This is a genomic window from Alphaproteobacteria bacterium (assembly GCA_016722515.1).
GTDB lineage: Bacteria > Pseudomonadota > Alphaproteobacteria > Rickettsiales > JADKJE01 > JADKJE01.
The window spans coordinates 176727-202393 of record JADKJE010000001.1; the positions used below are offsets into that span (position 1 = coordinate 176727).

26 protein-coding genes and 1 pseudogene are annotated in these 25667 nt (G+C 42.2%); 11 read left to right on the plus strand and 16 right to left on the minus strand.

Features of this window, described 5'->3' with window-relative positions; all coding sequences use genetic code 11:
• Positions 1-190 precede the first annotated feature (190 nt).
• Genes IPP74_00760 through IPP74_00775 form a run of 4 tightly spaced genes read left to right on the plus strand, consistent with a single transcriptional unit; the run spans position 191 to position 2385 of the window.
• Positions 191-1084, plus strand: coding sequence for a filamentous hemagglutinin N-terminal domain-containing protein (locus IPP74_00760; GenBank protein MBL0317833.1), 894 nt, complete (start codon positions 191-193; stop codon positions 1082-1084).
• Positions 1085-1104: 20 nt separating this feature from the next.
• Positions 1105-1347, plus strand: coding sequence for a hypothetical protein (locus IPP74_00765; GenBank protein MBL0317834.1), 243 nt, complete (start codon positions 1105-1107; stop codon positions 1345-1347).
• Positions 1344-2036 (plus strand): hypothetical protein, encoded by a 693-nt coding sequence (locus IPP74_00770; GenBank protein ID MBL0317835.1) that lies wholly within the window; start codon positions 1344-1346, stop codon positions 2034-2036. Before IPP74_00765 ends, IPP74_00770 begins: the two co-directional genes overlap by 4 nt.
• Before the next feature lie 19 nt (positions 2037-2055).
• A complete protein-coding gene (locus tag IPP74_00775) occupies positions 2056-2385 on the plus strand; it encodes a hypothetical protein (protein ID MBL0317836.1) in 330 nt (109 codons plus the stop codon).
• Positions 2386-2600: 215 nt separating this feature from the next.
• On the opposite strand, the pseudogene IPP74_00780 reads toward IPP74_00775, so the two are convergent.
• A pseudogene (locus IPP74_00780) lies at positions 2601-3647 on the minus strand (IS3 family transposase).
• A gap of 159 nt (positions 3648-3806) precedes the next feature.
• On the opposite strand from IPP74_00780, the gene IPP74_00785 reads away from it, so the two are divergent.
• Both IPP74_00785 and IPP74_00790 read left to right on the plus strand, forming a co-directional pair.
• A complete protein-coding gene (locus IPP74_00785) occupies positions 3807-4148 on the plus strand; it encodes a hypothetical protein (GenBank protein ID MBL0317837.1) in 342 nt (113 codons plus the stop codon).
• A complete protein-coding gene (locus tag IPP74_00790; GenBank protein ID MBL0317838.1) occupies positions 4148-4426 on the plus strand; it encodes a hypothetical protein in 279 nt (92 codons plus the stop codon). Before IPP74_00785 ends, IPP74_00790 begins: the two co-directional genes overlap by 1 nt.
• Before the next feature lie 226 nt (positions 4427-4652).
• On the opposite strand, the gene IPP74_00795 is transcribed toward IPP74_00790, so the two are convergent.
• The 9 genes from IPP74_00795 to umuD all read right to left on the minus strand — a co-directional run bounded on the left by IPP74_00795 (position 4653) and on the right by umuD (position 12553).
• Positions 4653-5672: a hypothetical protein gene (locus IPP74_00795; GenBank protein ID MBL0317839.1), complete on the minus strand. Its 1020-nt coding sequence runs from the start codon at positions 5670-5672 to the stop codon at positions 4653-4655.
• A gap of 95 nt (positions 5673-5767) precedes the next feature.
• Positions 5768-6292: a universal stress protein gene (locus IPP74_00800; protein ID MBL0317840.1), complete on the minus strand. Its 525-nt coding sequence runs from the start codon at positions 6290-6292 to the stop codon at positions 5768-5770.
• A gap of 18 nt (positions 6293-6310) precedes the next feature.
• On the minus strand, positions 6311-6979 hold the full coding sequence (locus IPP74_00805) for a TIGR02186 family protein (GenBank protein ID MBL0317841.1): 669 nt from the start codon (positions 6977-6979) through the stop codon (positions 6311-6313).
• Positions 6980-7050: 71 nt separating this feature from the next.
• The gene (locus IPP74_00810) at positions 7051-7974 is read right to left on the minus strand and encodes a sulfite exporter TauE/SafE family protein (GenBank protein MBL0317842.1); all 924 of its coding nucleotides are present in this window, start codon (positions 7972-7974) and stop codon (positions 7051-7053) included.
• An 89-nt stretch (positions 7975-8063) separates the two neighbouring features.
• Complete coding sequence (gene mlaD, locus IPP74_00815) at positions 8064-8627, minus strand: outer membrane lipid asymmetry maintenance protein MlaD (GenBank protein MBL0317843.1); 564 nt, start codon at positions 8625-8627, stop codon at positions 8064-8066.
• A gap of 13 nt (positions 8628-8640) precedes the next feature.
• A complete protein-coding gene (locus IPP74_00820; protein ID MBL0317844.1) occupies positions 8641-8985 on the minus strand; it encodes an NADH:ubiquinone oxidoreductase subunit NDUFA12 in 345 nt (114 codons plus the stop codon).
• Positions 8986-9003: 18 nt separating this feature from the next.
• Complete coding sequence (locus IPP74_00825; protein ID MBL0317845.1) at positions 9004-10587, minus strand: phosphoglycerate dehydrogenase; 1584 nt, start codon at positions 10585-10587, stop codon at positions 9004-9006.
• A 71-nt stretch (positions 10588-10658) separates the two neighbouring features.
• Complete coding sequence (locus IPP74_00830; GenBank protein ID MBL0317846.1) at positions 10659-11831, minus strand: phosphoserine transaminase; 1173 nt, start codon at positions 11829-11831, stop codon at positions 10659-10661.
• A gap of 206 nt (positions 11832-12037) precedes the next feature.
• Positions 12038-12553 (minus strand): translesion error-prone DNA polymerase V autoproteolytic subunit, encoded by a 516-nt coding sequence (gene umuD, locus IPP74_00835; GenBank protein MBL0317847.1) that lies wholly within the window; start codon positions 12551-12553, stop codon positions 12038-12040.
• A 164-nt stretch (positions 12554-12717) separates the two neighbouring features.
• Here umuD and IPP74_00840 point away from each other — a divergent pair, with 164 nt between their 5' ends.
• Positions 12718-14874 carry a PAS domain-containing sensor histidine kinase gene (locus IPP74_00840; GenBank protein ID MBL0317848.1) on the plus strand — a complete coding sequence of 719 codons (2157 nt, stop codon included), beginning with the start codon at positions 12718-12720 and terminating at the stop codon, positions 14872-14874.
• Positions 14875-14892: 18 nt separating this feature from the next.
• A complete protein-coding gene (locus IPP74_00845; protein MBL0317849.1) occupies positions 14893-16278 on the plus strand; it encodes a sigma-54-dependent Fis family transcriptional regulator in 1386 nt (461 codons plus the stop codon).
• Between the two features lie 218 nt (positions 16279-16496).
• Here IPP74_00845 and IPP74_00850 read toward each other — a convergent pair whose 3' ends face one another.
• The gene (locus IPP74_00850) at positions 16497-17405 is read right to left on the minus strand and encodes a S49 family peptidase (protein ID MBL0317850.1); all 909 of its coding nucleotides are present in this window, start codon (positions 17403-17405) and stop codon (positions 16497-16499) included.
• A 290-nt stretch (positions 17406-17695) separates the two neighbouring features.
• On the opposite strand from IPP74_00850, the gene IPP74_00855 reads away from it, so the two are divergent.
• Positions 17696-18016: a helix-turn-helix transcriptional regulator gene (locus IPP74_00855; protein ID MBL0317851.1), complete on the plus strand. Its 321-nt coding sequence runs from the start codon at positions 17696-17698 to the stop codon at positions 18014-18016.
• Positions 18017-18020: 4 nt separating this feature from the next.
• Positions 18021-18422 carry a biopolymer transporter ExbD gene (locus IPP74_00860; protein MBL0317852.1) on the plus strand — a complete coding sequence of 134 codons (402 nt, stop codon included), beginning with the start codon at positions 18021-18023 and terminating at the stop codon, positions 18420-18422.
• Here the strand turns inward: IPP74_00860 and nagZ are convergent.
• From nagZ to IPP74_00885, 5 genes are all read right to left on the minus strand, one after another.
• Entirely contained in the window at positions 18419-19462 is a 1044-nt protein-coding gene (nagZ, locus tag IPP74_00865; protein MBL0317853.1) for a beta-N-acetylhexosaminidase, read from the minus strand. The genes IPP74_00860 and nagZ overlap by 4 nt on opposite strands.
• Positions 19452-20381 (minus strand): SPOR domain-containing protein, encoded by a 930-nt coding sequence (locus IPP74_00870; GenBank protein ID MBL0317854.1) that lies wholly within the window; start codon positions 20379-20381, stop codon positions 19452-19454. The genes nagZ and IPP74_00870 overlap by 11 nt, the downstream gene beginning before the upstream one ends.
• A 15-nt stretch (positions 20382-20396) precedes the next feature.
• The gene (locus IPP74_00875; protein MBL0317855.1) at positions 20397-22148 is read right to left on the minus strand and encodes an arginine--tRNA ligase; all 1752 of its coding nucleotides are present in this window, start codon (positions 22146-22148) and stop codon (positions 20397-20399) included.
• A gap of 101 nt (positions 22149-22249) precedes the next feature.
• Positions 22250-23188, minus strand: a complete 939-nt coding sequence (locus IPP74_00880; protein ID MBL0317856.1) for a hypothetical protein — start codon at positions 23186-23188, stop codon at positions 22250-22252.
• 248 nt (positions 23189-23436) lie between these two features.
• Positions 23437-24135: a zinc-ribbon domain-containing protein gene (locus tag IPP74_00885; protein MBL0317857.1), complete on the minus strand. Its 699-nt coding sequence runs from the start codon at positions 24133-24135 to the stop codon at positions 23437-23439.
• A gap of 113 nt (positions 24136-24248) precedes the next feature.
• Between IPP74_00885 and dapD the strand changes: the two genes are divergently transcribed.
• Positions 24249-25097, plus strand: a complete 849-nt coding sequence (dapD, locus tag IPP74_00890) for a 2,3,4,5-tetrahydropyridine-2,6-dicarboxylate N-succinyltransferase (GenBank protein ID MBL0317858.1) — start codon at positions 24249-24251, stop codon at positions 25095-25097.
• Positions 25098-25667: the final 570 nt, after the last annotated feature.

The window sequence follows — 25667 nt, forward strand, 5'->3', positions numbered from 1 at the left end:
GATGGCCGGAATTCACGGGCAGAGATGTAATTCATGAAGAAGAAAAACTGACCTTCGCTAACTTACATACAAAAATGCGCCAATCTCCCATTTAACTTTCGGTTGAAAATAATCCCTTGTTTCCAACTTTATACCATGGTATACAATTTCCCCTCTGTGGGAAATAGCCATTAATTCGCATTCGGTGTTTATGAGAAAATTGGGTCAAGAATTGCTAAAAAAATTACATCATTCTCTTGTATTGCTGCTGTCTGCGCTACTGGTTCTGCAGCCGATGTTAGCCCCCATCGTCTACGCACAAACGGTGATTACGCCAGACACCGCCGCGCCCATAGCCAATCAACCCACGGTTGCAGAATCTCTTAATCATACACCCGTGGAAAATATTGCCACACCTAATGGAGGCGGAGTTTCTCACAATAAGCTTGGGGAACTACAAGTTGGTAACGAGGGGTTGATTGTTAATAATTCAGCCAGTTCAGGAATATCAACGATTGGTAGCATTGTGGTCGGCAATGGCAACCTTACTTCCGGTAATGAAGCACGCATTATTATTAATGAAGTAACCGGAACGAATCCATCTTCCTTGCAAGGCCCAACGGAAATCTTTGGCAGAGAAGCCGAGTATGTCGTGGCTAACCCCAACGGTATCAGCTGCAATGGCTGTGGATTTTTCAACACGCCTAAAGTCACGTTAGCTACCAGAGTGCCCCATATGGATGGTGCGGGCAATATAGACCATATCACCGTTGATAAAGGCAACATCCTGATTGAAGGCAACGGCGTTGATGCCAGCCAGACCGACTCCTTTGATATCATCGCCCGTGCTACACAAATTCACGCAGCCATTTATGGCGGTAATACAGTGCGCGTCACGACAGGGCGCAACCAAGTCAATTATCAAACGGGTGTAGCCACTCCACTTGCTGCCACACCGGAATCAGAGGTTAGCAAATCAATGCCACGTCGTTTGCGGTCCAATATGAAGGCCAGGAGGGAGAAAATCTCAGCCAATCCATTGACCGTCTCAAACAACAACCCGGCTTGCAGTGGCTGGGACAACTCCAACAACAAAATAATGTAGGCTGGGAAAGGGTCGATCCTGTGTATCAGGAATGGTACCACAAAACCACCGGCCTTTCAGCACCTGCTGCTGCCGTCATTGCCATTGCTGTAGCCGCAGCAACAGGTGGTATGAGCGCTCCCATAGTCGGTGCAGCAGAAGGATCGGCATCAGCCTTTATGGCCAATGCTGCGTTCAGTACATTGGTCACACAAGCAAGCATTGCGTTGATCAACAATCAAGGCAATATCCTGGGTGCACTGGAAGACATGACAAATTTGTGAGTGATAATACGCCTGGTTTTGTTAAGAAAGGGCTGGGTGCTGTCTCTGATTTTTATGCGGAGGGTGTTCAATCCGAAATCATGGGTGTTGATCTCGGCCTGCGCTTAACACTCGGCAATGAGCAAGTGGATGCATTCTATGACTCGATAGGTGCTCAAAAGGATGCAGCTGGGGCATGGTTGTATGACCAATTTACACCAGATCAACTCCACGCTATTGTTGGGTTTGGTTCTGTGTTTTTACCTGCACTTGCTCCAGAAAGATCAGTCGCAGGTGCAGCGGCAGCAACAGACAGTTTAGTATTGAAGTCCGAGATCGGTGCTGCGGTAAGTGGGTTTGCCGATAAAGCTGCGACGCTTGCAGCAAACAAAGCGAATGGTTCTGCATTTGAGGCGTCCATATATCAAGGAGCTAAAGAAGAAATGCCTAATGCTGTCCAACAAATAACAGTTCAAACTCCAGGAGGCTATAAAACAAGAATTGATATTATGGGTGTCAATTCCGAAGGAAATGTTGTATGTATAGAGTGTAAATCTTCATTAACAGCTCCTTTGACAGGAAACCAGAAATTAGCTTTTCCAGAAATTGAAAAATTGGGGGAGTTGTTCAAGGTAGTGGTAAAGAGCCATTTACTGGTGGGTATGTTGTTCCGCCAACATCTGTACAAATTATTAGGCCTTAATTGTTAAATGTGGACCAAACAATTTTATGTCAGTATCTGATATCAGAAAAATAGATATGATAGGAACAAGCCAAGAAAGTCAACGGGTTGTGTTGACAATTTCTGACCATTTAGAATGGGAAAACGACATTAATACTCATCTATTTATACTCCAAGAGAAAATTAATACATACTTGGGATTTATTGAAAGCAATGAAATATATAAAACTTTTCCAGATTCAATAAATAGAGATATTGAAATCAGGATTTATTTTAAGTGTGCCCCCCCACCAAGTACATCTAATTTCTTTAGAAAAATAGAGGAAATTTTGAGTATCAAGAAAATATTTCTACAGATAATTGATGCCAAGATTTAAGTGTAACGTAGGCTACGACCTCTAAAATAGTAAGAATACGAGACAAACCACAGTGGTTGTTATGAGTGATTCTGGTAAGTTCATAACAACGTATGGCAGTGACGTGCTCCCAATTGTTGTACCAGTTAGAAGTAGAGTCTTGAGTTCTTTATAACTGCTTTTGGTTTCGCGATCAACACCGCATTGGGTATGCCCAATGCGGTGTTGATCGCGGCGAATTGTGCGGGTGTCTGGTAATCCAGGCTGGAATGGGGGCGCACATGGTTATAATCCTGCCTCCATTCTTCAATAATTACCCGTGCCTCCCGCAAACTCGTGAACCAATGTTCATTTAAACATTCATCTCTGATCCTCCCATTTAAACTTTCTGTAAAACCATTCTCTGAAGGCTTTCCAGGACGGATATAGTGCCATTTGATCCCATGATGCTCTGCCCACATTAACACCGCTTTGCTGGTCAATTCTGTACCATTATCACTGATGATTGTCCCCGGCTTTCCATATCGCTTAATCAGAACGTCAAGTTCACGTACGACGCGGTGACCACCAATCGACAGGTCTGCAACGAGGTTAAGGCATTGGCGGCTATAGTGATCCATAATCCCAAGGATACGGAATCTTCTGCCATCTGCTAAAGCATCACTCATAAAATCAAGTGACCACACTTCGTGCAATCGGCGAGAGCATGGCAAGGGAACGCGGCTTCCCAATGCGCGTTTCCTGCCCTTGCGACGTTTAACAGATAAATTTTCTTCTCGGTATAATCGGTAAACTTTCTTCAAATTGATAACATAACCTTCTCGTTTCAATAAAATAGCCAAACGACGGTAACCAAAACGGCAACGCTCGTGCGCAAGTTTCTTTAGGACAGCACGCAGCTCACTATCATCATGCTTCCGCTTATGACGGTGGGTGCTGCGAGCAAATCTAATAGCCTGCAAACGCGACGCTCTGATAAACCTTTCGTTTGGCAGATATCTTCTACCAACAAACGCCGAGATGCAGGCTTTTACCACTTTTTGACAGGGCTTCCTTCAATATCGCTTTGTCTAATTCAAAAGCTTCTTCAAACGACGGTTCTCTTCATCAAGCGCCTTCAATCTGCTTGCTTCCGATACACCAAGCCCACCGTACTTCGATTTCCATTTATAAAATGTTGCTGAACTTATCCCATATTTCCGGCATAAATCTCCTGTTCCAGTACCGCTTTCATGCTCATGAAGTATGCGAATGATTTGATCTTCCGTGTAACGCTTTTTCATAGTCTGCTCCTTTTAGGTTAAAGTTAACAGACTCTACTTTTTTGTGGACCAATTTTTGGGGAGCACGTCATTGGGTTTGGCTCCGTATATCTTGCACCATTTTTTGGACCTTCACTAAAAGTGACAGAGAGAGCTGGTAGTATGTATGCTGGCGCCTCCTTGACTAAAAGTGAGTTGCCCAGTACTTTAGTGCGTGTCGTGACAGGTGATGTTGATTTAACCACTTTAGGAGCACCGGGTGCTATAGATTTTTTTGTTACCACCCCGGAAAGTATAGTTGAAATGAATTCTTTAGAAATCTCTAAAGCTTTGGCTATTCCAGAGAGTTCAACAGGTTATACGATAATTGAATTCTCTGCTCCAAAAAGCGGTATCGCATCGCCAGTATTTAGATCAAATCCTGGTTTTGTTGGTAAGGGTATCACAGCTGGTGGTGCGAGTGAGTTTGTGATTCCCAATCAACCAATTCCACTTGGAGCTATTATTAGGAAAGTACGATGATGAAAATCCAAAATTCAGAAACTGAAATTACAGGTAGCTGGCTAATGAAAGAGGGAAGAGTAATAAATGATGAAGCAAGTTATAGAATAAATGATTTAATTAGTACTTATTTATTAAAATTAGGAAAAGACATAAGTGGATGGAATACGTTATATCGTGATCCTTATGATGGGAGATATTGGGAATTAATATATCCGCAAAGCGAGATTCATGGAGGTGGCCCCCCTCAGTTGCGCTGCATTAAAGAAGAAGAAATAAAAAATAAATACCATGGCTAGCATAGCTCATAAATATCAAATAACGGAAAGGATTTTATTGTTTTATAGAAATGTTGGAATTACCCTAAAATCAATTGGAGTTGAAATAAGATATTTTTTATTATAGGGCCTCTTCAATTAGAAGATATCACAATACACATTGTTTGGTGTGCTGGAAATGGTAAATATTATGAAGTTAATAGGACTTAAATTTATAAATCGCTCATAAAAAGTTGCATTCCTCTTATTATTTCTTGCCCCAAGAACGCACACGTTTTAGATGTCCTTCTATCAAATCCAAGCTGTAATTGGGATATAATTCTTCCAGAACACACGCATAAAGACATTCATGATAATGATAGGTATTAATTCCCTTAAGTAGGGATACCTTAATAAAAGGGCATGAGAAATATTTGACAAGCGTATACCAAGAACCATAAATACCAGTACAGTACGCATGTAAATCCGAGTGAACCTGGTGGTAATATTTTAATTTTCTATTTTTGGAGAAGGCCGCACGGATTCGTTTGATTACGTTTATTTTTGACTTCACGGTTGCTTTAATATTTTCCTTTAACTGGGCGATGTGCGGATCATCGCTTTGCCATTTTTCAAAACAGATAACCCGTTCACTGGGGCACATGGCACCAATGTTAAAACCATTTCTTAACATCTTAGAACAGATGCCAACTTCATAATAACCAACAACCGCCCCCTTATCATCGATCATCTCAAATGGATCTAAATAACTATCAAGCACTTCCCTGACCTTGGGTTCATTCTTAAAAACCCAGAAATAAGATTGAATATGGTATTTCCCATTAAAACTATCGGTCAATCCCCATAGATCGAATCGGCTTGAATTCATCTGATTAAACACCTCTTCAAGCGGATAGAACGGCCCATAAACGCTATCGTTTACAAACAAAATCGATTTATAGTGATCCAATGAATGCTGTTCATCCTTGGCAAAGGCATAGCCTGTAAAATATGCCCCAAAGTCATAACCCTGATTATTTCTTAAAAGAATATGTGCAACATATGGTTCTATCCTATTCAAATATATATCATCAATGATTGGACAATTACTGACAAAATACACATGACAGCCCGCTCGATGTAAAGCCGACACACATTCAACCACATAATCGGCTATTTGGTTATCACTATCATAATGACAAAATATACATAATTTATCATATTGAGGAGATAACACAGCTCCACCCTTTCGTGACGTAACGATACAGTCGTTTAAGATTTTTTCCATACTACCAATATCCCAATCTCTTTATCTGTTTAATGTTATCCATTCGCCTCTTTTGGTACATAGTGTGAAACCATATCAAACCATAATACCCTATTCTAAGCTAAAGCCTCAATCTGCTGCTCAGTTAAGTTCCCAGGAACGATAATCATTGGAATCAATAACTCTTTTCCCAACTGCCCAACTAACCACGATAATAATTTTCCTTTACCAGGTGTTTCAGGTGAGGACCCCATGACCAACATACCGATAGTGTGATCTTGATTAGCTACAGCGACAATTTCCTTTCCATTAATCCCTTCTCGCAACATAAGCACTGGAGTTACTCCAGAAAACTGATTTGCTAAATCAGCCATATCGTGCAGAAGTTTCTCTGCCACTTTACGCTTATCATTTTCAATGTGATCCATAACCATGCTTAGCCCCTGATAGTCTGCCGGTTCTAGTACATGTAATATCGACACGAGACAACCCGTTTTTTTAGATTTAGCACACGCAAATTTTAAAGCCACCCGTGAATGTTCATTGTCATTCACACACACCAGAATAGACGTGCGCGCGTAGCTAACGACGGGTGGATTGTCATGAGTTAAACTATTGTTATTGTCAGAATGAACCATCATCCTATTCTCCAGCCTTGATTATTTCTTCTTAAATAAAATATTGGCAATCCCGCCACAAAAGAGAGCTAAAACAACCGCAATGATACCATACGAATAACTATATTCATGAGCAAAATCAAAAATAAAAGCCTCTGCGCCCTGGCGATTGACGACTAAAGGGGTTGATTGAATGGCAAGCAACCGTCCCTCATCAAACAAATAAAGTTCTGCCGTATAGGTACCTCGGGTGATTGTATCCGGAAAGTAAAGTGGAATACGAAATAGACTTTCATCAATAAAACCAAACCCCTCTCCAGGAAAATCTTGGATAAGCTTATGGTCAACTAAATACGATTTAAGCGCCGTTTTGAACTCTTCTTCTTCTTGGATATTCAACACAGAGTCTGTTTCAAGGTCGACATTGTCGACGCCAATCTGCAAATTTTTGAGCAACTGGCTATCGCCAAGTCCAGCGAGGTCTTCTGTATGTGCAACCATATAGTAGCTGGGTACATCATGAAAAATAACCTGCTTCCCACTCACCCATATACCCATGAATTTCTTCTTTTTTTGGATGGTATAATCAGTTCCTGGGCCTTTTACCAACAAGACCATGCTGCCAGGTATGTGCTTAGCTCCAAAGAGAATGAGTGATTTGCCTGAAAATTTAGAATCGATAGAAATTTCATGCTCGGACAAATCCGACACGATAGGCCTCGCCTCAGCTTGACTGGTAAAAAGACTTACCCAGACAAAACACATAAGAAATAGTTTATATTTCACCATCTTTGTATCGCCGCTATTTGATAAATATGGGCTGGAGTTGCAACCAAACCATATCCAAGCCTAACCACAATCGCAAGAATCATAAGTGCCAAAAACATGCGCAGATATTCAGCTGGAAGTTTGGTTCCAATTCTTGCTCCGTACTGAGCACCTATCACCGATGTAAAAACCATGATCGAGCTTAACACAATATCCACCGTCTGCGTATTTATAGCGTATAGGAACGTAACGACACTCGTAACACACGTGATTTGGAATAAAGAAGTACCAATCACTAGCGATGTAGGCATTCCCAAAAGATAAATCATAGCTGGAATGGTAAAGAATCCCCCACCGATTCCCATAATTGAAACCAGTATGCCTACAAAGGCACCAATTAACAGTGGAATAATCGCACTGACTTGAATATTTGATTTTTTAAATTCAACCTTAAAAGGAAGACCTAACGTACTGATATAACTCGCTCTTTTTTTAGAAGGAATTATTTTCCCCATGTAATTATACATAATGGTTCTGATACTCTCATAAGCCATGATCAGGCCGATAATCCCCATCAATCCCACATAGGTAAGTGAAATAACCAAATCAATCTGGCCTAATTGTTTAAGCCATTTGAATATTTCTATTCCCCCCAGTGCCCCCAATACCCCACCTGCAGTGAGGTAGATTCCCATTTGAAAATCGACATTCGCACGCTTACTATGTGCTAACACACCAGAAAAGGAAGACGCAATAATCTGGTTCGCTGAACTCGATACTGCAACAGCTGGAGGAACACCAATAAACATTAAAAATGGTGTCATTAAAAAGCCACCACCAATTCCAAACATACCAGCAAGCACTCCGGTAACGGCTCCAATCGCAATCAACATAAATATATCGACCGAAAGCCCGGCAATAGGCAAGTAAATTGGCATGCTTCCTCCCCGATTTCCCCCGCTCCCAACTTACCTTTCTAAAACTAAGGTGGAATCCCTGTAGCCTTATTTATACCTGAAACGAATGATTAGAGCCCAGTGGCAAAAGGATTTTTCTTATCGTTAGTACCAGCCTTATTATCATCCTTAGTGGCAGCGTCATTGGAACTTTCACCACTCTTATCTGCTTTATCACTCTTATCTTCATCTTTTTTGGTGCCACCGAAAATATATTTACCAATCAATGTTTCCAGATTAACTGCAGATTGCGTGTACCTTATTTCGCCACCACTTTTTAAGAAAGAATCTTCAGCACCCGGAACCAGATTTATATATTTTCCACCGAGTAAACCATCACTCACAATTTCTGCAGAAGAATCATCAGGAACTTTTATAGACTTATCAACCGACATCCATATTTTAGCTAAAAAAGAACTTGTTTCTAATTCCTGTTTGGTAACCGATCCCACTTTAATACCACTAATGCGTACATCAGTGCCAACAACAATACCATCGGCTTTTTGAAATTTTGCCACCAGCAGATAACCACCCGACTTTGAAACATGGGTGCTGTTATACGCAAAATATAAAAATGCAGCAGCCACTATTAAAACGATAGCACCGATCACTGTTTCAAAAATATGTTTTCCCATAAAATTCCCTTGATTAATTTGGCTGCCACGGCTGATAATCAGCCGATACGGTTACTCGTTTTCCACCAGCACGCAAGTCACCCTTAGGGCAATATGCCGACTTCGTTCCTGTTAAATTAGGCAGACCTGGCTTCACCCAGCTCCATTTTTTAACGGGTTTGGCAGTTGGTGTTAAATCGACGGTATAATGAAGCCACCCATGCCATTCAGGGGGAACCTTTGAAGGCTCCGCCACTCCTGAATAATAGACCCAGCGCTTACCATTTTTTCGACGCTCTTGATAATAACGGTTACCAAAACCGTCCTTACCGACCAGTCTACCCTTAACCATGGTAAATAAACATGTCCCTATATGCATAGAACTCCCCTTAGGCACCTATATATTAAAATGCAACAACTGAACCTGCTTAAACACAGGCAAGTTCTTTATTGAATCAATAATATCAGTTGGTACGGCCTGGTCAACCTCAACAAGCGCCGTTGCTTCTTTCGTATCGAAATTACGTCCCAGGTTAAAGTTACCAATATTAATGTTTGAAGCCCCAAGAATACGGCCAATTTCACCAATCAAACCCGGTTTATCTTCATTACGGATAAAGATCATATTTTGTGAGAAACACACTTCTAACTGTGTATCGTTGAACTGTGTTAGGCGTGGCTTGGTTCCGCCAAACAAGGTCCCAGCAACCGACAACATCTGTTTTTCAGTTTGCAGGGTAATGCGGATCAGGGTTTTATAATCCTGCTGGCGGTCATTCAGGGTTTCAGACACCGACATGTTCCGTTCTTTAGCGACAATAGGTGCATTAATCATATTGACCGACTCTACTAATGGCGACAAAACACCTTTAAGAATCGTTGCCGTAATTGGCTTAATATTCAGTTTGCTAACAGAACCTTCATACTCAATCTTGATTAATTTTATCGCACTGCTTGCCAATTGCCCAGCCAGTGTTCCCAGATAATCACCCAATTGCAGATAGGGCCCAAGCTTCGCTGCATCTTCAGCTGAAACAGACGGAACATTCACAGCATTCACAACTGAACCTTCTGTTAAATAAGCAGCCATTTGCTCAGCAACCTGGATAGCTACATTTTCCTGTGCCTCAGAGGTAGAAGCACCAAGATGCGGCGTACAAATAACATTTTCTAAACCAAATAAAGGATTTGCCTTCGCTGGCTCTTCTGCAAACACATCCAGTGCGGCCCCAGCAACATGACCAGAAACAAGGGCATCATGCAATGCCTGCTCATCAATCAAACCACCTCGAGCACAGTTAATAATTCTTACACCCTTTTTGGTTTTAGCCATATTTTCACGACTTAAAATATTACGTGTTCCTTCCGTTAAAGGCGTATGTAGTGAGATGAAATCTGCTTTTTTGAGAAGATCTTCTAATTCCACTTTTGTCACATTCAAATCAACGGCCTTTTCATTCGTTAGGAATGGATCATACACCATGACTTTCATTTTCAAGCCCTGAGCACGGTTGGCAACGATTGAACCAATATTACCACAACCAATCAATCCTAAAGTTTTACCGGTAATTTCAACACCCATGAATTTAGATTTTTCCCATTTTCCTGCATGGGTTGAAGCATTCGCTTCAGGAATCTGGCGAGCCAGTGACATCATTAATGAAATTGCATGCTCTGCAGTAGTCACTGAATTTCCAAAAGGAGTGTTCATCACCACGATGCCTTTCGCCGTTGCTGCCGCAACATCAACATTGTCAATACCGATACCGGCACGACCGATGACTTTCAAATTTTTAGCCGCTTCGATGATTTCTTTGGTAGCTTTGGTTGAAGAACGCACTGCCAACCCATCATACTCGCCAATACAGGCTTTAAGTTCATCAGGGGTTAAATTGGTTTTTACATCGACCTCAACGCCCTTTTGCTTAAACATGTCCACCGCTTGTGGGCTCATTTTATCGGAAATCAATACCTTTGGCATGAATAACTCCTTGAATTTTAATATGTTAGAACAAATACCTAAATACTTACTTTGCTTATTTAACTTTATGTTTACGCGGCATTAGCCAGTTTTTTCTGCTCAATCTGACGATATGCCCATTCTACCCATGGCAATAAGGCTTCAACATCTGAAGTCTCAACCGTAGCACCAGCCCAGATACGCAATCCAGCAGGAGCATCACGGTAAGCTCCAATATCAAATGCAACCGACTCCTTTTCCAACATAGATACCAATTCTTTAGCCAGCGCTTGCTGCTCTTCCTCAGCTAGTTGCTGATACCAGGGAGCAACTATTTTCAAGCAGACTGATGTATTGGAAATGGTTGCAGGATCTTCAGCCAAGAAATCGACCCAATCATGCTGAGCAACCCATTGTTTAATCGCATTCAAGTTATTACCCGAGCGTTTAATCAGGGCCTGAACACCACCGAGCGATTCTGTCCAGTTTAATGCATCAAGAATATCTTCTACACACATCATAGACGGAGTATTGATAGTCTCACCTTTAAATATTCCCTCGATCAGCTTACCACCTTTTGCCATCGTAAATACTTTAGGCATAGGCCAGCTAGGCGTATGGGTAATCAAGCGCTCTACAGCACGTGGTGATAAAATAATCATGCCATGCGCCCCCTCACCGCCTAATACTTTTTGCCAAGAATAGGTCACGACATCAAGCTTATCCCACGGCAATTCCATCGCAAACACAGCTGATGTTGCATCGCAGATCGTCAAGCCTTTACGATCCGCTTTAAGCCAATCACTGTTTGGAACTTTAACGCCAGAGGTCGTACCGTTCCAGGTAAAGACCACATCTCGGTCACAATCAACCTGAGATAAGTCTGGCAATTTTCCATATGGCGCTTTAAATGAACGCACATCCTGAATTTTCAATTGTTTGACCACATCGGTTAACCATCCCTCGCCAAAGCTTTCCCAGGATAAAACATCAACACCGCGTGGACCAAGCAACGACCACAACGCCATTTCAACAGCTCCAGTATCAGATCCCGGAACAATCCCAACACGATAATCCGAAGGAATGCCGAGAATTTTGGCGCTTCGATCAATGACTTCCTGCAATTTATTTTTACCAATCTTCGCGCGGTGCGACCGACCGAAAGCCCCTTGCTTAAGTACATCAACATTCCACCCTGGGCGTTTAGCGCACGGGCCGGAGGAAAAACAAGCATTATCGGGTTTTTTAGTGGGTTTATCAACCATGGGTTTAGACCTTTTTCATCATGTATAAAAATGGATTAGACCAGAAAATGTAGGACGTTTTGAGCAAAAAAGCAAGGTCAATTTACCCATTAATAACTGGAATACCTATCCCTAAAGAAGTAATTAACCTAAAAAGAGCAGTTAGAACGTAGTGAGAAAGTCAGAAGTGCTGAATAGAGGCTATTTTTACCGCTTTTTAGGTTTAACTAAACAGCATGAATGACATTCGTCACGACACCCCAAATATGCAGCTCGCTTTCAGCCGTAATAACGATGGGTACAAAATCTGAATTTTCGGCCATAAGCTTTATAACACCATTTTTTTGATAAAGCCGTTTAACCGTTAGTTCATTATTCACAACGGCAATCACAATTTTTCCATGAACGGCCTTGATGCTACGATCGACGATCAATAAATCATTAGGAAAAATACCTGCATCCCGCATCGATTCACCACTTACCTTAAGGAAAAAAGTCGCTGAGGGTTCCTTAATCAAAAGCTCATTGAGGTCAAGCCTTGCTTCTATATGATCCTCTGCTGGGCTTGGGAAACCTGCCTGTACCCGACAACTAAACAACGGCATTTTATAGCCTCTATGGTTCACGTAGGATTTTACATCCTGAATTAAACTTTGAGGAATACGCATCGGCACCGTTGCTTCTTGAAAAACGCCCGTTCCCTTAGGTCTGCCGGCCCCTTGTCTTTTACCACCTCTTGTCATATATATTTCCTAAAATGACCTGTTTAATCGATCCTTTGATTATCGTACACATATCATACCTTGTCAAGACGCCTTCAAAACCAACATCATAGCAGGACCGATCTCGACTTTTAGCCTAAACGATAGTATGATGCCGACCTCACTTTAATTAGGTTAAAGAACCCGTGCGTCGATTTCCTCTGTTTCACTATTTCCCCCTTGGCCTTTCCGCGCTTGCCACTTTTTTTTCCCTGGCAACCTATTTGGCTATCACCCATGAGAAAAAACTGTTAAACGGCAACCATAGCGAAATTATCGCATTGCTGCTGATTGATTTAATCCTCCTTTTGAGCCTGACGATCATCATCACGCGCAGAGTTCTTAAATTTATGGCAGACCGAAAACGCTCATTGGGCGAGGCCCAATTACAAACGCGCGTTGTCTTGATGTTTTGCCTTGTCTCGGCTATCCCTACCGTTATCGTTGCTGTTTTCTCTGTGCTATTCTTCAAATTTGGTATCGAATCGTGGTTTAACGAACGCGTCAATACAGCCTTGCAGCAATCGGTTGCAGTCGCCGAAGCCTATCTTCAGGAACACAAACAAATGATTCGTGGCGATATCATCGCCACATCCTACGACCTGAATCGCCAAGCTTATTATATCCGCGATAATCAACAAGCGATAGAACAGTTTATATCCATTCAAGCAAAGGTCCGAAAGCTCCAGGAAGTAGTGGTTTTTCGTGGAAATTCTGAACATACCATCATTGCCCGTTCTAAGTTCAGTATGTTGCTGAACCACGAATTAGAAGATATCACCGATGACATGATCCAAAAAGTAAACCAGGGCGAAATTGTCATGCTTCCCAATGAAGATGACCGCGTACTTGCTTTAATGAAATTAGATAATTACTTTAACACGTATCTGTTGGTAGGACGGTACGTCGACAGCAAAATTACCGGCTATATCGAAGATACTCAGGGGGCTTATCAGGAATACAAGCATCTAAAAACGGGTATTTTGGATTTACAAATTCGCTTTATGTTCGTGTTTGTGGTGGTTGCTCTCTTATTATTACTGACTGCTATCTGGCTAGGTGCCGCATTTGCTAGTTACCTTATACGCCCTATCTCACGACTGGCTGCCATTACAGAGCGTGTCAAAGACGGCGATTTATCGGTTAGGATTGCTGATACCAAAAAGACCGATGAAATTGCCATGTTAGGCAGAGCCTTTAACCGTATGACTGAACAGCTTGAATCTCAACGAAAAAGGCTAATCGAAACCAACCAAGAGCTTGATTTTAAGAGGCGTTTTAATGAAACCGTCCTACTGGGCGTTTCTGCAGGGGTCATCTCCTTGGATTCCACAAAATTAGTGACATTAGCCAACCGGTCAGCCTTGCAACTGTTAAATAGGGATATGGCAAGTATGCTGCAAAAACCGTTTGACCAGATTCTGCCTGAATTTTATGAACTCCTCGACGAAGCCGAAAATGATCCTGACCATACCGTTAGCTCACAAATCAGCCTGCAGCGAAATGGCCGTAAAATGACCTTGATGGTACGCGTAACCACCGAAATGTTTTCCGGTGGTATTGAAGGTTATGTCATCACATTCGATGATATTACCGAATTGGTGAGTGCACAACGTAGCGCAGCGTGGGCTGATGTCGCACAAAGGATTGCACACGAAATTAAAAACCCACTGACCCCTATCCAATTAGCCGCAGAACGATTAAAACGTAAATATTCAGCTGAAGTTTCTGATAAAGAAATGTTTGAACGCTACACGGAAACCATCACTCGCCACGTCCATGATATTGGTTCTATGGTGGAAGAATTTGTTAACTTTGCACGTATGCGTCCTGTGGTTCTTTTGCCTCTTAATGTTCAAACGGTTTTAAAATCAATTGCATTTTCACAAGAATGTGCTCATCCTTCTATAGAATATCATCTGGATTTTCCGGACTCCCCATCGCTTATCATGGGCGATGAGTCTCAAATGTCTCAGGTATTCACCAATATTTTATTAAATGCAGCAGAATCGATTCAGGCTAAAATTCAAAAGGGAGCCTTGCAACCTGATAAGGGAAAATTAAGGATTAGCGTTGAACATCAAGATGGTGCATGTACCATTACATGTACCGACAATGGGCTTGGTTTTCCTGTGGATCTACTCGACCGGATTACCGAACCCTACGTAACAACCAGAGCTAAAGGTACTGGACTCGGTCTGGCTATCGTTAAAAAAATTGTAGACGACCATAACGGGCGATTAGTTCTTGCAAACAACTCCGAGGGAGCGTATGTAAAAATATCGCTTCCGCTTAACCACTAAAAGGGCTATAACGTAGCTATGTACGAGATACTCATAGTTGATGATGAAAAAGATATTTGCAATTTGACAAGTGATATTTTGTCAGATGCCGGGTACCGCACCCGTACCGCGACCAATAGCGATACTGCGCTTGCTGCTGTGGACGAACGTGTTCCGGCCGCCATATTGCTAGATATCTGGTTACAAGGAAGCGAGCTTGACGGCTTAGGCGTACTTGAACTTATCCTACGTAAGTACAATGATATTCCCATTATCGTTATGAGTGGCCACGGTAATATTGAAACCGCTGTTTCTGCGCTTAAACTTGGAGCGTATGATTACCTGGAAAAGCCATTTAAAGAAGATAAACTTTTATGGTCTTTAAAAAATGCTATCGATAAATCTAAATTAAAACGCGAAAACGCAGAACTAAAATTTCGCAGTTCTTTTGAAGATGTATTGATTGGAGAGTCATCCGTTATTTTGCGGCTTCGCAGCCTGATCCAAAGGGTAGCCCCGACCAAAAGCCGTGTTCTGATTACAGGACCTGCCGGTTGTGGTAAAGAAGTGGTTGCCCGCATGATCCATGCAAAATCTATCCGGGCAAACAGTCCTTTTATTACTGTTAATGCAGCAAGTATCTCATCAGAGAATTTTGAAGAAGAGCTTTTTGGAACGGAAGAATCGGGACATTTTGGCAATCCACGAAAAGTCGGACTGGTAGAAAAGGCACATGGTGGCACTCTTTATTTAGACGAAATAGCCGATCTATCACTGGCCACACAAGGAAAAATTCTTCGCATCCTGCAGGAGCAAACATTTAACCGTATCGGTAGCGGACGTTCTGTTGAAGTTGATGTCCGTATTATTTCTGCATCCAGTGAAAATCTCCTTGCCGCCATACAGGATGGACGATTGCGCGAAGACCTGTACTACCGGCTGAATGTCGTACCAATCCAGGTTCCTTCCCTTACAGAACGCCGAGATGATATTCCCGTTTTATGTGAGTATTTCCTTAAACGCGCATCCCAAACCACCGGTTTGCCTGAAAGAGATGTATCGATGGATGCCCTGGTGGCCATGCAAACCTATGACTGGCCAGGGAATGTACGTCAATTACGCAATGTCATTGAGTGGCTGCTTATTATGTCTCCAGAAAATGCCGCCGAAAAAATTACCTCACACATGCTACCTCCTGAAATACTTGGTAATCGTAGTAGCGCCGGTCAATTCCTTGCTGAAGATATTCTCTGCCGCCCATTACGTGATGCACGCGAAGTTTTTGAACGCGAGTATATCACCGCACAATTAAAACGTTTCAAGGGAAATGTGTCCCGCACAGCCACATTCATCGGCATGGAACGCTCTGCACTTCATCGCAAATTACGACTGCTTGACTTAGTGCAGGAAGAATTGGAAGCTTAGCCCCCTCTGCCAACGCACGAGTGTCCAATAAACATTCTATGGATCGATAACAATTATTGCGCGCCACGACAACATTTCATCCTCCTCGCCTCTTTTGGGACGAGGAGAATGGCCTTTGTGGGAAATGAGTACATTTGTTATCAAGCTATTTTTATGTCTCACTTTATTGTTTACGTTAACCGCATCACACCTATAATCGGTGTGCGAGGCGAAAAAGCCTACAACCCAAATTGCGCCCGTGCAATACGCTCTTCCGCCGAGGTAAGCAACGTGCCCACCAATGCTTCCTCTTTTCCTGCTCCCAGAAACTTAGACAGTATCCCTTTTGATTTGGTGACTTGTTTAAAGACAATATCCTTACCATAACGTTCGCGCAGAACCGTATGGTAATCTCCAATAGAATCAACCAAGCCTAAGCCAATGGCTCTGCCTGCAGTCCAGAATAATCCAGAAAATAATGTATCCTTATCTTCTTCTTTTATTTTCCCCTGCCGACGTTCACAGACCATGGATTTAAAGGAATCATGCATATCTCCTGATAATTCCATAATTGATGTGATATCATCTTCCCTGACTTCTTGAAAGGGATCAAGAATCGATTTGCGTTTTCCCTGAGTATAAACTCGCCTTTCAATACCCCATTTTTTAATAAAATCCTGAAATCCAAACCCAGCATAAATAACACCAATACTTCCCACTATTGAGGTATCGAGCGCAATAATTTCATCGCCAGCGCAGGCAAGCCAATATCCACCTGAAGCTGCCACATCTTCAACAAAGGCAATAACTGGAACTTCTTTTTCACTGGATAATTGTCGTATGCGTCTGAATATAAGTTCAGATTGCACAGGGGAACCACCCGGTGAATTAATAATGAGCGCAACCGCCTTAAGATTCTTTAACTTAAATATTTTGTTCAAGTTCACATTCAGTCCTTCCAAAGAGAGCGGCTGACGACCAAACCCCGAACCTGATGGCGCACTGATAATGCCACTTAAACGTATAAGACCAACCACTGGCTTTGGCTTAAACCATTTCCTACAAAGCCGAATGGGATAACAGCTTCTAACGGTTTTTTCTATCTTATTCTCCGTGCTTTCATCGGATAAACGTGTATGGGTATTCATAACCACAAAACTCCTTAAATGAACTAAAACTGCGCTGAATATAACGCATATTATTCCAACATACAAGTCACTGCTGCAATTTGTTATCTATAGATATTTTTAATATTACCAATTAAATTTTTTATCAATATTATTGATATTACCAACAATAACATATAATTTCATAACAAATTTTATTACAATTTTTTTTACTGTGTAAATAAGACACACATCGCAGACAATTAGCACAATTGTTAATCTCCATCACATAAATGCTTGAAGATTTCGTAAAATATTGCATGCTGGACCATATGAAAAACACAAAAAAGCGCTCTAAAATCCCTACGTCTTATGACAACACCATTGATATCCTTATTGGTAATCGCATCCTCGTGCGCCGCCTTAAGCTCAAATTATCACGCCAGCAAATCTGCAAATCATTACAGATAACCCCACAGCAACTTCGTAAATACGAACATGGAATGAACCGCATCTCAGCCAGCACATTATTCCAAATTTCGTTCTTGTTAAAAGTCCCTATTCATTTTTTCTTTGACTTTAACGTGGCGTATGTAAAAATGGAAATCTCTCCATGCAAAAAACTTAACAAAACCCTCAAGTTGGAGTCTTAACCTGATGTTTGCCAAATCCGCTCCAAGAGATACCTTCCTTATCCTGACCTCTATGGTCGATATTGTGTTTCTTCTGCTTATTTTCTTTATGGTGACCTGTACCTTTTATGTAGCCAATTCAATTGATATGAATGTATCGGTCGTTAATGAAGCCAAAATCAATGTCGATCATATGCCCATTGTTTTAACAGCCAAACCCAATCAAATGGTCCTTTGGCATGAAACACTTTTTCCACTTGATAAATTAAGCACATCATTAGCGTATGCCCTTAAAACGGATCCAAAGGCCCCCATCCTTATTAAGCCAGGAGACCAATCTACCGTGCAAGATTTGGTAGTACTTCTTGATATCGTTAATAAATCGGGTGGAAAAAGCGTTTCCCTGGTCGATGACGATTCGATTTAGCCCCCAACCAGTTCCGCTAATCTGTTTTCCAGTTCTAACACGTCACATACAGAAGCAGGTTTTATAAATTGAAAACCATTCTCAAGGCGCCTTGCGGCTTCCATGCCAAGCAACGGTGCTGCTTCTAATACTTCGCTCATTTCCGTCATATTGCCATTACAGTGCAACAATAAATCACATCCTGCCTGAACCGCTTGATGGGCTTTATTCGTAAACGAACCCGTCAACGCCTTCATCGATAAATCGTCACTGATGATAACACCGTCATATTCTAGATTTTCACGTATATACCTAATCACCCGAGGCGACAACGTGGCCGGATGCGACACATCCAAACAACGATACACAACATGGGCTGTCATTGCCCATGGAATAAATTTTAATTGCTTAAACACTTCAAAATCGTGACGAGCCAGTATATCATAACTTTCAATAACTTCGGGCAATTCTTCATGGCTATCGACTAAAGCTCGCCCATGCCCCGGAATATGTTTCATAATAGGAACAACACCAGCATCTGCTAAACCTCTGGCAACCTCGCCGGCAAGAGCTACTATCAGCGAAACCGTATTGCCGTAAGACCGATCACCGATGATCGAATGAGCGCCATCGATGAGTAAATCAGCCACCGGGGCACAATCCACATTAATACCAAGTGAGGCTAATTCCAAACCCATCAGTTTTCCGCTCAGATAAGCCGATTCCTTCGCATGTTCCAAATGCTTCTCTGCCAATTGCGCTATTTTCTGTGCAGGAAACGTTTTTCTAAAATAGGGAGGCCTTAACCTTGCAACTCTTCCGCCTTCTTGATCAATCAGGATAGGAGCATCCTGCCTGCCTGATAGGTGACGCAATTGCTTTACTAAACGCTTCACTTGATCAGGATGTTTGACATTCCTGGCAAATAAAATAAAACCAAGAGGATTATGATCGCTAAAGAGTTTTTCTTCCTGCGCGTTTAAGATTTCGCCTTCAAGACCAACAATGACAGCTTTAGGCGCTGCGATAGTTAGAGTGGTGGGTGTAGGGTTATTTAGCAATGAAACACTCCATTTTATGGGTATTAAGTTCCTGGCAAATACTATGTGCCTTTTCTAGACTCACAGGACCAACCTGCAACCGATATAAAGTCCCTTTACCTTGAGTTTCTACTTTTGAGATATGGGGTGTTAAGCCAGACAAAGAGCTATGGGATTTTTGAATTTTCTCCCATACTCTACTGGCCTCAGATTCAGATTTGAACGCACCCAATTGAATACGGCTGCTTGAATTCTTAGCAGTGGATGGCACCACTTTAGACGTTTCTTTTTCTTTTGAAGTTTCTTTTTCTTTACTCGCTTCTTTTGTCATTTCAGAGTCAGCTTTTGTTTTTGCTTCAGGCGTAAGTTCAGCCTTAGGGTTTTCCTTCATGGAAGCCTTAGCACTCTCTTTGGTTGAATCTTTAGACTCCTCCTTAGCTGTTTCCTTTGTTGAGCTTTTTGTCACAACCGGATCATTCACGATATCTTTAGGCGCTTTATCTGTTTTGTCCACCAGATCCTGACTGGTATTATCTTTATTAAATGCAGTATCTGTTTTAGACTTGCTGCCATTGTCTTTATTCATTTTAATCGGCTCTTCTGGAGGAGGTACAAGCTTTTCGTCATCTGCCAACTCCACGGCTTCTTTATTTTTGATCACATTATAAACCGTTTTATCACGATTGGGAATTTCAGCTCCGCCTTCTTCCTGCGGTTCATCTTTGATAGGGGTCGGCTCAGGGTAAATAACAGGAACTTCAGCCAGAGGAATCACTTTGGGTACCGCTACAAAATGATGATAACTCATCACCAAACCTGCCCCCAATACAAACCCGCTAGCACCCGCTATCAGAAGCGATAAAAACGGGAGAGGCTGCTTCTCTACCACCTCTTCTTCTTCCTGAAACACTTCATAATTTTCATCATTATTTCTATTCATGCAGTCCTCATCATCCTATACCATTTCTTCAAGCGGTGTTACGTTCAGAATACCAAGTCCGGAAGCAATTGTCACTTTCACTGCTTGCACCACCGCCAGATGAGCGGCTGTTTTAGCTGGATTATCTTCCAGGATAAAGCGTAATGCATTGTCTTCCTTACCTTTATTCCATAAAGCATGGAACGAAGCCGCTAATTCTTGCAGATAAAAAGCCACACGATGTGGTTCATATGCTTTTGCCGCCTGCTCTACCAACCGTGGAAAACTGGCAATCTGTTTGATAACACTAAGGTAATCTTCATCCTGTACCCGCGCAGCCACATCATGGATATTCTGTTTCATATCTTTAAGTGCATCCGGGCATTGATGCTGGGCCAAACGTAAAACCGATGCCGCACGCGCATGAGCATAATGGACATAGAATACCGGATTATCTTTGGATTGTTCCTGAACTTTGACTAAATCAAAATCCAAAACAACATCATTTTTGCGGGTTAACATGACAAAGCGAACAATATCCTTACCCACAGCATCAATTACATCACGCACGGTTGCAAACTTGCCTGCGCGTTTAGACATCTTAACAGGAATTCCATCTTCTAAAAAATTGACCAGATCATGGGTTTTAACCTCTAGAATAGCTTTCTGGTCACTAAGTGCCGATACGGCGGCTTTCATCCGCTTCACATAACCTTTATGATCACTGCCAAGCTCTAAAATCATGTGATTATAACCACGTTGGATTTTATCAAGGTGATAGGCAATATCCGAGGCAAAATAGGTCCAACTGCCATCCGATTTTTGTAATGGCCTGTCCATATCATCGCCAAACTGAGTTGATTTAAATAATACCTGATCCCGCGGCTCCCAATCATCAGGGAGTTTTCCTTTGGGTGGCTCTAAAACCCCTTTATAAAGTAGCCCTTTGTCTTCAAGGATGGCTTTTACTTCATCCATTTTATGCTGATCGTGAAGTGCCTGTTCTGAACTGAAAATATCATGTTCAATGCCAAGGTCTTTGAGGTCACTACGGATTAATTCCATCATTTTGTCGATGGCAAAAGGCTTAATGACTGGCAGCCATTGCGATTCTTCCATACCAAGCAATTCCTTACCATAGGCCGAGGCAAGTGCCGCACCAATTGGTTTTAAATATTCACCCGGGTATAGCCCTCCAGGAATTTCTATGGTTTCGCCCAGCGCTTCCTTGTAGCGCAGGAACGCAGAACGTGCCAGTGTTTCGACCTGGCTTCCGGCATCGTTGATATAATATTCCCTCACCACATGATAACCCGCTTTGCTCAGTAGGCGCACCAACGCATCGCCAAACACAGCACCACGCGCATGGCCAATATGCATAGGCCCGGTAGGATTAGCAGACACCCATTCAACATTGATCGTCTGCTTATTGCCAGTATGACTTTGCCCATACTCCCCCCCTACCCTGACAACATGTTCAAGCAACCGTTGCCAGACAACGGGATACAACCTGATATTAATAAATCCGGGCCCAGCACATTCTGCCGAAACCACATCTGGATGTTTTTTTAGTGCTTCAATAATAATCTCAGCAAGTTGCCTAGGCGCAACACCGGCTTGTTTAGCCAGAACCATGGCTGCATTGCATGCAACATCTCCATGCGTTAGGTCACGGGTGGACTCTATCGTCATATGAGCCGTATCAAGGTTTTGCGTTATTTGACCATCACGACCTAAATTCTCTATAATCCCAACCACATCCTGGCGTAACTGCTGAAAAATATCCATATGTTCCTGAAATGACTTTATATCTGCTTGTTTATGTTCAACAGAATAATCGAAACTGCACGATCATGCAACCCTCAAGGGGCTTTAAATATAAGGTTTACTTAGCGCCTGACATGCATATGCTGATGGGCTTGCGCGATGATGAATGTTTTATAAGATTCCCAGAAATGGCCCGCATGTTCACCCGGCAACAAATCATCAAATTCATCAGCCGAAATAACTTGCCATTCTTCAAGAGTATGAATTTCATCTGCAATCTGAATATGAGCATCAGTAATCGTGATTAAAAAAGGTAAATTAGCAATCTGGTCAGGTGAACTTGATGCCGTTACATTCCCCGCCAAAATAGCATTACCACAGACAATAGCATTACCTTTAGCACAGGCATGGTCGGCAATTTTAGCATAGCCCGAAATCTTAGCATGGTCTGCCACTTCTATTTCGCCTTCCAAGGCTGCATGGCCTTCGATATCCGCAAAATCCTTAACCGAAGCAAAACCTTGAATCTCTGAATCTCCATGGATACGGGCATGATCAGTAAGCCTAGCTTTTCCACCCACAACAGCATGTTCATAAACATGAACCTCTCCGTCTATTTTCGCCTGGTCTTTAATGGTAGCATAACCATAAATATGTGCACGGCCAAAAATAGACGCATAATCCATGATTTCTGCATAATTGGTGACTAATACTTCGCCGTCAACCCTTGCACATCCCTGTACCTGAGCAAATTTCATAAGATGGGAATGCCCCAGCACCACGGCCTCGCCATGCACCTTTACATAATCCTGTAAAACAGCATTATGCCCCACATAAGCGTCCTCACATATTAATGATTTGTCCATAGCAATCGCCTGATCCGCTATCCAGCACCCACCTTGCTGGCTAAGATTCCTTGATGTCTCAACCCACCCGCCTACACATCCAGCCCTAATGGGCCCTTGCGAAGACATAAAATCTTCCACAGCAACAATCTGGTGTAGCAGTTTGCCTCGATAACGCAGCGTCCGCCCTGAATAGTCGAATTTCTGAAATGACATGATAGATTGCTTTACACGAAATATTAAACAACACATCTATCATTTTATATTATATTTATAAAATAAATTATTAATAACAACAATATCTATCAATTTAATTACATTAATACTTAAATAATATTAAAAAACGCTACAACTAATCAACCAGCACAATGATCGATTATCGATGCGCCTGCACTAATTTTTCAGCTATAACTTGTTTAGCTTCCGATCTTCTTTAAAAAATATTAGCTATTCTTTCCGCATTACTATCTTAAGAATAGCTCAAAAGGTGAGCCAAAATCAAGAACCACATACTCCACCCGATTACTAAGTCCGGGAATAGCGGCTTCAAAGTCGTAAGACCCATACGGTTTGAGTTTTACCCCAACCAAATCTTTAGAAACCCGTTCCCCTAACCGTTTATAACGTTTGCTCATGGTAGAGAGGCGAACGGGTTTGAGGATCACAGGCTTATTACTGGCGTTATAAATACTGCCATTAATAACCACCCCACCTTTATGTTCGTTATCTAAAGTGAGGGTTACATGTTGAAACCCGACATTTTGCGTGGATGCCATCCCCAACGCTGAATAAAGTGGTTGCACTAACGTTAACGTAAAAAGATATGGCTGATATAAAACAAAAACCAAAGCCAGGTTCAGTACCATCAAACCAAAAGATGCTGGCTTAATCCACTTTGGCAGCACCCTAAACGACTTCTTTTCTGAAGATGTCACTGGTAATGACGAATGTTCTGGGATGGGTGGCGGTGTTGGATTAATTGAATCCCCCTCCATGGCCATAGGTACAGGGACCATCACCATCCGCTCTTCAGAGTCACCGGCCATGGGGGCTTGAAACCAGGTATGGCTGCAACCTGCACAACGGACTTTGCGTCCCTTATCGCCTAAAAGATGCGTGGGGATCAAGAAGCGCTTTAAACATTTTTCGCATTGAAGAATCATAGCAGAAACACTTAATTAGTGACGATAGCCCAAAAAACAGTTTACAGAAATCAGCTAGTCGCTAGTATAGGAGCATTTCCAAATAACAGCAATAACTTATCGAAAGGACATGTATGAGCGAATTTAAATCCATTATTGAAAAAGCATGGGCCAACAAAGAAGAAATCAGCCTAAGCACTGCAGGCGATGTCCGTAATGCGGTTGACCAAACCCTGGCACAATTAGATAACGGCGAAATTCGTATAGCCGAAAAGCAGAATGATGAATGGATAGTCAATCAATGGGCCAAAAAAGCGATCCTGCTTTCATTCCGCCTCAACGACATGACATTAATCAAAGGCGGTCCTCTCATGGCTAATCATCAAACCTGCTGGTTTGATAAAGTGCCTTCTAAATTTGAAGGCTGGGATGAAGAACGGTTTCGCCAGGCAAAATTCCGCGCCGTTCCAGGTTCGTTTGTGCGCCGAGGTTCCTACATCGGCAAAGATGTGGTGTTGATGCCAAGCTTTGTTAATCTCGGTGCGTATGTGGATGACAATACCATGATCGATACATGGGCAACCGTTGGCAGCTGTGCACAAATTGGCAAAAATTGCCATATTTCTGGAGGAACTGGAATTGGCGGCGTGCTCGAACCTCTCCAAGCAAACCCAGTGATCATTGAAGATAACTGCTTTATCGGTGCACGCAGTGAAGTTGCCGAGGGTGTTATTATAGGCGAAGGTTCTGTGGTTTCTATGGGCGTGTTTATTGGCGCTTCAACAAAAATATATGACCGGGAAACCGGCGAAATTTTCCAAGGAAAAGTGCCACCTTATTCGGTCGTTGTTCCAGGGAATCTTCCTGCTAAAGACCCATCAAAGCCTTCGTTATATGCGGCAGTCATCGTTAAACGGGTGGATGCTAAAACACGAAGCAAAACGTCGATTAATGATTTATTGAGATCCTATACACAGCAATAACCAAGAGCCTTCAACCCTGTTTTTTACAGGGTTGAAGGCTCTTATATACCTGGTATAATGTGAGAATATATTCCTAAGTTTAACAGAACCATATCATCATCAAAATGATGAACGCAAGTCGTTTACCTAACTGGTACGAATGATTGCCCTATAAGCTGAATTATTTGTTGCAATCCACGTCGCAAAAGACAAAAATCTTTTTTATGAGTGGGAAAAGAAATAAACTTATAAATAAGAATCCTGTCTTCGTCAATGGGACACCCGAAACGAGGTTTTAGAGATTGATCAACTTTTTTTGATCTGCAGATAAGTGGTTAAATATGGTTATATCTTTCCCTGATGCTGGTAGCTTGAACGAGGCATGAAAGATGGTTTTTGAGAGCTTACCCAACGCGGTGTTGATCGCGAAACCAAAAGCAGTTATAAAGAACTCAAGACTCTACTTCTAACTGGTACAACGATTGGGAGCACCTCAACACCCGCACAATTCGCCGCGATCAACACCGCATTGGGCATGCCCAATGCGGTGTTGATCGCGAAACCAAAAGCAGTTATAAAGAACTCAAGACT